Source organism: Microvirga pakistanensis (assembly GCF_004458765.1).
Lineage (GTDB): Bacteria > Pseudomonadota > Alphaproteobacteria > Rhizobiales > Beijerinckiaceae > Microvirga > Microvirga pakistanensis.
On record NZ_SPJX01000452.1, the window covers coordinates 1 to 9,285 of the forward strand.

Annotated in this window: 8 protein-coding genes and 1 pseudogene; 7 read left to right on the plus strand and 2 right to left on the minus strand. The window is 62.5% G+C overall.

All coding sequences use genetic code 11. From position 1 onward, the window contains the following. The 3 genes and pseudogenes from E4K09_RS19925 to E4K09_RS19935 form a co-directional block, all read left to right on the plus strand. A pseudogene (locus E4K09_RS19925) lies at positions 1–327 on the plus strand (ATP-binding protein); the annotation flags it as partial. 97 nt (positions 328–424) lie between these two features. Then, positions 425–1,861: a M20 family metallopeptidase gene (locus E4K09_RS19930; protein ID WP_134499471.1), complete on the plus strand. Its 1,437-nt coding sequence runs from the start codon at positions 425–427 to the stop codon at positions 1,859–1,861. Positions 1,862–1,996: 135 nt separating this feature from the next. Further along, positions 1,997–2,941: a ring-cleaving dioxygenase gene (locus tag E4K09_RS19935; RefSeq protein ID WP_193557327.1), complete on the plus strand. Its 945-nt coding sequence runs from the start codon at positions 1,997–1,999 to the stop codon at positions 2,939–2,941. Between the two features lie 65 nt (positions 2,942–3,006). Here the strand turns inward: E4K09_RS19935 and E4K09_RS19940 are convergent, their stop codons facing one another. Further along, the gene (locus E4K09_RS19940; RefSeq protein ID WP_134499473.1) at positions 3,007–3,804 is read right to left on the minus strand and encodes a TylF/MycF/NovP-related O-methyltransferase; all 798 of its coding nucleotides are present in this window, start codon (positions 3,802–3,804) and stop codon (positions 3,007–3,009) included. Between the two features lie 403 nt (positions 3,805–4,207). On the opposite strand from E4K09_RS19940, the gene E4K09_RS19945 reads away from it, so the two are divergent. Genes E4K09_RS19945 through E4K09_RS19955 form a run of 3 tightly spaced genes read left to right on the plus strand, consistent with a single transcriptional unit; the run spans position 4,208 to position 7,599 of the window. Beyond that, the gene (locus E4K09_RS19945) at positions 4,208–4,717 is read left to right on the plus strand and encodes a putative pterin-binding protein (RefSeq protein WP_134499474.1); all 510 of its coding nucleotides are present in this window, start codon (positions 4,208–4,210) and stop codon (positions 4,715–4,717) included. Positions 4,718–4,746: 29 nt separating this feature from the next. Further along, positions 4,747–7,170, plus strand: coding sequence for a putative bifunctional diguanylate cyclase/phosphodiesterase (locus E4K09_RS19950; RefSeq protein WP_134499475.1), 2,424 nt, complete (start codon positions 4,747–4,749; stop codon positions 7,168–7,170). 42 nt (positions 7,171–7,212) lie between these two features. After that, entirely contained in the window at positions 7,213–7,599 is a 387-nt protein-coding gene (locus E4K09_RS19955; RefSeq protein WP_134499476.1) for a 6-pyruvoyl trahydropterin synthase family protein, read from the plus strand. Positions 7,600–7,659: 60 nt separating this feature from the next. Here E4K09_RS19955 and E4K09_RS19960 read toward each other — a convergent pair whose 3' ends face one another. Further along, positions 7,660–8,484 carry a MipA/OmpV family protein gene (locus E4K09_RS19960; RefSeq protein WP_134499477.1) on the minus strand — a complete coding sequence of 275 codons (825 nt, stop codon included), beginning with the start codon at positions 8,482–8,484 and terminating at the stop codon, positions 7,660–7,662. Positions 8,485–8,965: 481 nt separating this feature from the next. Between E4K09_RS19960 and E4K09_RS19970 the strand changes: the two genes are divergently transcribed. After that, the gene (locus E4K09_RS19970; RefSeq protein WP_134499479.1) at positions 8,966–9,169 is read left to right on the plus strand and encodes a hypothetical protein; all 204 of its coding nucleotides are present in this window, start codon (positions 8,966–8,968) and stop codon (positions 9,167–9,169) included. Positions 9,170–9,285 lie beyond the last annotated feature (116 nt).

Here is a 9,285-nt window from a genome sequence, read left to right on the forward strand (position 1 = left end):
TGGGACCGCGCGGTGGCCTTCGCGGGCGCGCTCGAAGAGGACATCCAGGGCGTCTATCTGCTGCTGGCCCGCGCCGCCATGGAAGGGGCCGCCTGTCCGCCGGACGGCGAGATCGCACGCGCCTGCGGCAGCCGGTCGCCTGGCCGCGCGCGGCGCCTCATCGCCTACATGGAAACGCGCAACATCGTCGTGACCCGCAACGATCCGAGGGGCCTGCGCATCATCGCGCTCCCGGATCTCGGCTGGGAGACCGGCCCGGGGGACCCGAACGCCTTCGAGGAGCCGGTGGCGATGTCGGAGACGCGCGATCTGTTCGCGACGGGGTAGCCTGCTTCGTGACGCCCGGACGATGAGGCCACCTATCGACTTTCGTGTCGACCATCTCGGGTCTAAAAGACCGCGAAACCGACAACAGAGAGCATTCATGCAAAACGATCCCTTGAGTCTCGACGAAATCGTCCGCCGTGTGAACGCGAAGGCCGCCGATTACACCGCCTTGAGCGACCGCATCTGGGCGATGCCGGAGCTCGCCTTCGAGGAGCACCGGTCGGTCGCCGAGCAGATCGCCATGCTGGAGCGCGAGGGTTTTCGCATCACGACGAACGTGGGCGGCATGGCGACCGCCTTCGTGGCGGAGTACGGCCGGGGCGGTCCCGTCGTGGGGATCCTGGGCGAGTTCGACGCGCTGCCGGATCTCGCGCAGGTGTCGGGCGTGACCGAGCACAGGCCGACCGCCAAGGGCGCGCCCGGCCATGGCTGCGGGCACAATCTCCTGGGGGCCGCTTCGGCGCTCGCGGCGGTGGCGCTCAAAGATGCGCTCGAAGCGGAGGGCGTCGCCGGCACCGTGCGCTATTACGGATGTCCCGCGGAGGAGAGCGGCTCGGGCAAGACCTTCATGGCGCGCGCAGGGCTCTTCGACGATCTCGATGCCGCCTTCTGCTGGCATCCGAGCGTGGTGAACGAGGTTCAGACCACCTCGTCGCTGGCCTGCATCCAGGCCTACTTCCGCTTCACGGGCCGCGCGGCGCACGCGGCGGCAGCTCCCCATGTGGGCCGCAGCGCGCTCGATGCCGTGGAGCTGATGAATGTGGGCGTGAACTACATGCGCGAGCACATGCCTTCCGACGCGCGCGTGCATTACGCCATCACCAACACGGGCGGCGATGCGCCGAACGTGGTCCAGGCTCATGCGGAATCGCTCTATCTCGTGCGCTCGCCGCATCTGCCGGATGCCGAGCGCCTGTTCGAGCGCGTGAAGAAGATCGCCGAGGGCGCGGCCTTGATGACCGAAACCTCTTTCACGGTGCAGATCACCGACGCGACATCCAATGTTGTGCCCAACACGGTGCTGCAGGAGGTCATGTACGAAAACATGAAGCGCCTCGGCGGCCCGGGCTTCGACGAGAAAGACCATGCCTTCGCCGAACGGCTCCAGAAGACCGCGCTGACGAAGGAGGAGATCCTCGCGAGCGTCGCGCCGCACGATCGCTCGCTGGCGACCCAGGCGCTGCACGACGGGTTGCTCCCCCCGCCGGCGCGGGAGGAGGTCGCCATGGGCACCACCGACGTGGGCGACGTGAGCTGGATCGTGCCGACGGTGCAGTGCCACACGGCCTGCTTCGCCATCGGAACCCCGTTCCACACCTGGCAGCTCGTCGCGCAGGGCAATCTGCCGGCCGCCCACAAGGGCATGGTGCTCGCGGCGAAAGCCATGGCCACCACGGCGGCCGATTGCCTGCGCAATTCAGACATCGTCGCCCGCGCCAAGGCGGAGCTGAAGGAGCGCACGGGCGGCCGTTCCTATGTCTGCCCCATCCCGCCGGAGGTGACCCCGGACGATCTGCGGGCGAAGGCCGCCTGATCCGCGTCTTTTCAAAGCTGCAAGAACCTGGCTCATTCCGGGCTGGGTTCTTGCATTTCGGCAAAACGCATTTGGCGCGTGACCTGGTCGCGGAAGACTTCGCCTAACCCTACTTTCGGTCGGAAGCAATGGAGCATTCCCATGAAGCTGACCGGCATTCATCATCTCACCGCCGTGACCGCCGATGCCTCAGGCAACCACGCCTTCTACACGCAGGCCCTCGGCATGCGGCTCGTCAAGAAGACCGTGAACCAGGACGACGTGAGCGCCTATCACCTCTTCTACGCCGACGGTCGGGCGACGCCCGGCACGGACATCACCTTCTTCGACTGGCCGGTGGCGCGCGAGCGGCGCGGCACCCACAGCATCACGCGCACGGGCTTGCGCGTGAATGGCGAGAGGGCCCTGCAATGGTGGAAGGACCGCTTGGCTTCCCTCAACGTCGCGCATCAGCCGATCGCGGAGCGCGACGGGCGGCTCGTCCTGGATTTCGAGGATTTCGAGGGGCAGCGCCTGAGCCTCGTCGACGACGGCGGACAGGGCGAGGCGCACCCGTGGGAGCGCAGCCCCGTGCCGGCGGAGTACCAGATCCGGGGCCTGGGTCCCATCACGATCAGCGTGCCGCGCCTGGAGCGGACCGCCCGCGTGCTGACGGACGCGATGGATATGCGCGCGGCCCGCGAGTACCGCGTGGGCGAGACGCCCGTGCACGTGTTCGCGATGGGCGAGGGCGGGCCTGCCGCGGAGCTGCACGTGGCCGTGGAGCCGAACGCCAGCATGGCTCAGCCGGGTGCGGGCGGGGTGCACCACGTGGCCTTCCGGACGCCTGACGAGCAGACCTATCAGGAATGCTGGGAGCGCCTTCAGAGCCTGCGCGCCCCGTCCAGTGGTCCTGTCGACCGCTATTACTTCCGCAGCCTCTATTTCCGCGAGCCGAACGGGATTCTGTTCGAGATCGCAACCGACGGTCCGGGCTTCGCCACGGACGAGTCTATGGACACGCTCGGCGAGAGCCTCGCGCTGCCGCCGTTCCTGGAGCCGCGCCGGGCCGAGATCGAAGCGGGCCTGAAGCCGCTTTGAGCCCACTCCCTGAGCCGCTTCGCAGCATGGGCGAGGCGGCTCGCACTCGGTCCGGGGGCGTAGGCTTATTCGCCGAACACACCCCAGGCGCAGTAGCTTTGAAGCGGATGGCGCTTGAGCTTTATGTTGTTCAGGCCCAATACTTCTTGAACGGCAATTGTCTCGCCGGGAAGTTGCGGGCAGTTGAGTTCGTCGAAAACAAGAAGAGAGCCTTTGACAAGTCTCGGGATGATCTTTTCGAGAACGTCTTTGGTCGGCTTGTAGACGTCCATATCAAAGATGGCCATTGATACGATCGCATGCGGGTTCTTCTCGAGCCACCCGTCGATGGTCTGCGAAGCGTCGCCTTTGATGAGCTCAAATTTTTTGATGTGGCTGATCGCGTGCAGGCCCTCGTGAATGCTCAGTATCTCCTCAAGGGTGTTTTCATAGTTCGGCAGCGAGCTGTAATCGCCGATCTCGGCAAAGTCGCCATCCTTGCTGTCGACCGTTGAAAACCCTTCGAAGGTGTCGAAACCAAATATTGTTCTTGAAACGTTATTCGGCTCGTACATTCCGCGGAAGTTTTGCAGGAGTGCGAGGCTGGCGCCCCATTGGACTCCGAACTCGCAAATCACACCCGGCACGTCGAGGATCTTCTGATAAAGCTCGTGATAGTAGATGATGCGGCTCAACGCCTTTTGTTTGAGCGTGACCATATTGTGAAAATTCCAGTTGCCTCCATATTGAGGAAGCAACTCTTTTGAAATCGACAGAAGACGTGTGTCCAGCAGGATTTCCCGCTCGGTACGGCTCGATAGCTCGCCGTTTTGGATCTTATAGGTCTGCTGGTTTATGTCTTTTTGCGTGTATGTATTCTTCATCTTTTCTCTCAACAGCTCTTCGCGTGTACATCGTTTTCATGTCCCAGGTTTGGGGCAGAACAAGCAACGAGAAGGGTTTGTGAGAGTAAATAACGAGGAATATGTGTACGCTACAAGACAAGTTTGATGCCGCATGCAAAATGTTATTCTATATGCAAAACGCTCTTTCTGGCAGTGCTCCGATTGATAACGCGAGGTCTCACGCTGACTCTTGCTGCGTCATCCAGAAGTCCCGTTCTCAAGGAACGGCAGGTATCCAGGAAGAACAAGAAAGGATAAATCCAGGAAACGTAATAAAGTGACATATAAATAATCAGCGCCACGTGTAAATATAATTTTACCCGTCCCGTAGTTTGAGAGTAACTACTGATTGTTAAAAGGGGGCAGGCTTGCCTGATTTAAGATGAGAAACTTTATTCTAGCTGCCATCATTGCGGTTCTTGGCTTGTCCGGGATGGGTGCGGCGGAAGCGGGGCCGCTGCCCGCGCCGAAAGAAAGGCCGATCCTAACCGTCTCAGGAAATATCTCGGTTACCAACCAAGGCAACACGGCCGTGTTCGACCGCGCCATGCTCGAGGCCGTAGGCACGGTTTCCTTTGAAACGGAAACACCCTGGTATTCCGAGCCGGTGAAGTTCGAAGGGGTGCCCTTGGCCAAGCTCATGCAGCATCTCGGCGCCAAGGGTGAGCACATCGTGGTCACGGCGCTGAACGATTACAGCAGCGACATCCCCTTCACTGACATCATGAAGTACAACGTGATTCTCGCGACGAAGCAGAACGGCCAGTACATGTCCGTTCGCGACAAGGGACCTCTCTTCATCGTCTATCCCTTCGACAGCGACCCCGAACTGAAGCACCAGACCTATTATGGCCGATCGGTGTGGCAGGTCTCCAAGATTGCCGTGAAGTAATCGAGCATCGAGCTTCGGAGAAAAATCGTTTGCCGCTTCGCACGCTCAAAATTGTGCTTGCCGCAGTCATTGCGGGCTTCATCGTCTCCGCCGCTTACATTTCGATTCTGATCGTCGAGCGTCAGGAAGCCCTCAAACACGTCGCGCGGTACAACATGCCTTGGCATGCCAGCGCCGCGATGCATGAATTCGCGCGTCTGGAACAGCGCCTTAGCGCCTATGCGGCACAAGACCCGACTGTGGACAAGGACGAGGTCTCCCTGCGCTATGATATCATGGTCAGCAGGTCCGACCTTCTGCAGGCGGGCGACTTCAGAGAATTTCTCCGCGCTGCACCCGAATGGCAGGAGGCGGTCGAGGAGCTGGGTAGAACGCTCGCCGAGATCCAGCCCTCCATCGAAAGACTGGACAGGCCCGAAGACGCTCTGGGCATTGTCAGGGTGCTTGAGAAACTGGATATCAAGCTCGCGGGTCTGGCTGCGGCCGCTCTTCACTTCGGCGGCCAGCGGGCCGAACAGGACCAGCATGAGCTGATCCGCCTGCATTGGATGTTCTCAAGTCTCGCCGCAGGTCTGATCGTTTTCGGCTTGTTCCTGCTGGCGCTGCTGGGTTGGCACAACAGGCTTCTGGAGCGGGCGCATGGCGAGCTGCGGCTCTACGCCGACGATTTCGAGAATATTTCCGCAAAGCTGGAGAGCACCAACAAGGCCCTCAGCAGCGCCTATGAGGAGCTCCGGCTTCGCAACGAGGCGCTGCAGACGCAGGAGCATGTGCTCAGGACCCAGAACGAACGTTTCGATGCCGCGCTCAACAACATGTCCCATGGCCTGTGCATGGTGGACGATTCCGAGCGCATCATCGTGTTCAATGACCGTTTCGCGGAACTCTTCGGCATCGACAGGAATGTCCAGTCCGGCGTGACGATCAGCCAGCTGATCAGTCAGGTGGAGGAGCAAAACTGCAAGGGAGCGGAGTCTCTGCAAAAGATCCTGGCCGAGCAGCAGGATCTCATGCGCAAGCGGCAGCAATTCGCCTTCATCCACGAGGAGCCCGATGGGCAGACCTTCGCCATCTCCCATGAGCCCATGTCGAATGGCGGCTGGGTGGCGACCTACGAGGACATCACGGAACGCCGGCGGGCCGAGTCGCAGATCGCCTATATGGCGCATCACGATGCGCTCACCGATCTCGCCAACCGCGTGCTCTTCCGGCAGCAGCTCGAGCATGCCCTGGAGGAAACCGGTCGCGAGCGGCTGAAGATGGCGGTTCTCTGCCTCGATCTGGACCGCTTCAAGGATGTGAACGATTCCCTCGGCCATGAGACCGGCGACGCCCTTCTCAAGCTCGTGGCCGACAGATTGCGCAGCAGCATTCGGCCTCAGGACGTGGTCGCGCGCCTGGGCGGCGACGAATTCGCCATCCTGCAGCTCGCCATCGATGATCAGCAGGACTGCGCGGCCCTCGCCCTGCGCATCGTCGAAGCCGTCAGCATGCCCTACGATCTCGAGGGGCAGGAGATCGTCATCGGCACCAGCATCGGCATTGCCGTTGCCTCGGAGGGGAACCTGTCGCCCGACCAGCTCCTCAAGCAGGCCGATCTTGCGCTCTATCGCGCCAAGGCCGACGGGCGCGCGACCTATCGCTTCTTCGAGCCCGAGATGGACGCGGAGCTGCAGGCTCGCCGCTCCCTCGAGATCGACCTGCGCAAGGCGCTCGTGAACCGCGAGTTCGAGCTGTACTTCCAGCCGCAGGTCAATGTGCGGGATAACGAGATCAGAGGCTATGAGGCGCTGCTGCGCTGGCAGCATCCGGAGCGCGGCAAGGTTCCGCCCGGCGAGTTCATTCCGGTCGCCGAGGACATTGGCCTGATCTCCTCCCTGGGAGATTGGGTCCTGGAGGAGGCCTGCATGACGGCAACCTCCTGGCCGATCGGGATCAAGGTTGCGGTCAATCTCTCGCCCGTACAGTTCCGCAACAAGGCTCTCGTGCAGAGCGTGAGCCGCGCGCTGGCGCGCTCCGGCCTGACCCCGGACCGCCTCGAGCTTGAGGTCACCGAATCCGTGCTGCTGCAGGATAACGAGCTGACCGTCGCGACATTGCACCAGCTGCGTCGGATGGGCGTGCGCATCGCCATGGACGATTTCGGGACGGGCTATTCCTCGCTCAGCTATCTGCGCAGCTTCCCGTTCGACAAGATCAAGATCGATCAGAGTTTCGTGCGCGAGCTCTCCTCGCGCGCGGATTGCCTGGCCATCGTGCGCTCGATCGCGGGCCTCGGCACAAGTCTCGGCATGTCGACCGTTGCCGAAGGCGTCGAGACGGAGGATCAGCTCCTCCAGATCATCGCAGCCGGATGCACCGAGGTGCAGGGCTATTATTTCGGGCGGCCCAAGGCTGCCCCGGACCTCATCCATACGCTCGCGCCCGAGCGGCGAAAAGTGGAAGTCGCCTGACGCGAGCGCTCGACCTCACCCTCTGCTGGAGCTAAAAAATCGATGAAGACCTACTGCGAGTTCACGTTCGAAGCCGCCCATTCGGTTCATCCCTATTCGGGGCTCCACGGACATACCTTCATCGCGCGCCTGACGTTCGGCGGGCCGGTCGACGAGGTCTATGGCTGGCCGGTCAATCTCTACGATGTCGAGAACTACATCCAGGAGCTGAAGGGCAATCACGGCACGGGCCTCGACCATGCGAACCTCGACCTCAAGCAGGACGAGATCGGGCTCGCCTCGCTCGAAAACATCACGACCTATATCTGGCGCAAGGTGAAGGAGCGCTTCCCCAACCTCGAGGAAGTCGAGCTCAAGCGCGGCATGGCGGGTTCGTCGGAAGGCTGCGTCTACCGTGGAGAGCCGCAGCAGGCCGATCTCGCGGCCTGAACGGCTCGATGAGTGCTGCGCCTGGATACCTTCGGATGTCCAGGCGCCTTGCTGTTCGTCTTACCGGGCGCCGACGCCGAAGGAATACGAGACCGTGAGGCCGAGGCCGACCTGGTTCTCGGATCCGAAGGTTTGAACGATCGGGCTGTCCGCCGCGTCGCCCACCAGGCGCCTGTAGGACACGAAAGCCGTCGTGGCCCATTGCTCCGACCAGCTGTAGGAGGCGCTCGCGGTGGCCCCGACCGAGGTGATGCCGCCGGAGGGACGGTATGCCTCCACCTGTCCGTTGAGGGCGGCCTCCTCGGGCGTCACACCGAAATAGGTGCGCGTGAATTCACTGTCGCCCAGAGACAAACGCGGGCCCGCCGATACGGTGAAGGCGCCGAACGTCTGCACCACGTCGAGACCGAGATCGGCCACGAAGCCGTCATGCCCGTGGACGCCGTGCCGGATCTCGGCGCGCGCCCGCAGGAACTCCACGGGCCAGTATTCCACGAACACGCCGGGCTCGACCGCCCACTTGATCTTGTCGAGGCCGACGAGCCGCCGGTCGTCGTCCACGGAGCGCCCGCCTATGAACCGGCCGACCGCACCGAAGCGAAGCGCCGAATCCTCGACGAACGAGAAGCTCAAACCGTCATCGGGAGCACTGAAACGCTCCACCGTTCCGGCGCGGCGCAGGCTTAAGGACGGATAGCCGATGAAGCTCAGATCGTCCGCGCCCGGATAGGTGGGTTGCGCACGCAGATTTCCCTTGAGGGTGACGATCCAGCCTGACGGGCTCTCGGGCAGGATGGTGAAAACCGGATCCGCCGCCTGAGCCGAAATCGACGCGGTGCCGAGCAGAACCAACGTGGCGTGTGCGAGGAGTTTCGGAGAGCGCATGGTTCGTCATCCTGTAAACCTGACCGAGGATCCGTCCTGACGGCAAACGCCGGACAGGTCAAGTCGCGGAGCTCCCTGCGCTATGATTTAGGTCAAGGCCAGGTGAACGAAGGTGAAGCGAGAATGAGATCGGTCACCAAGGAGGATGACCGTGACCAAAGACCTCAAGCTTCTCCATGACGGAATGGTTTTCATCAGCGATGGCCGCAAGGTGCTGTTCTTGAAGAGCCGCGGGACGATGTCTTCCCGAACCTTCGGCGCACACTCTGGCGCAACTGCGTGCCCGCTTCTCCGAAACGGTGAGGCAGAAAATCCTTGCCGAGGTGAACAAGGACCTGGCGACGCAGCCTGTCTTCGACATCGAGCAGGATCTGACCGCTCGCGCCTGAAGCGCCGTGCCGGGGCTCTCGATCGGATCCCTGCGCAGAACCTTTCATCCCTTCTGGCGGTTGAGGAGCGAGACGATGAGGAGAAGGCTTCCTTGACCCTGAGCGCCAGCAGCCGCCCGCAACCCGACGAGTTCTATCCCAAGCCGCCGCCGACGGAGCCCGTCCCGGGCATGCCGAGCCCGCCGGAGACGCCCGTGCCGTCGCATGCGCCGGGCGTTCCGTCGTCCCTGCCCGAGCAGCCGCCGGAACCGGACAAGCCGGTCATCCATCCCACACCCCAGCCCGAGGTGCCCTAGACGACCAGGCTTGCGGCGAATCTGGCGCAGACGAGGATGAGGAAGATGCCGAAGGCGAGCTCGAGGCGGCGCTTGGAGAGGCGGTGGGCGAGGCGGGCGCCGAGGGGGGCCATGAG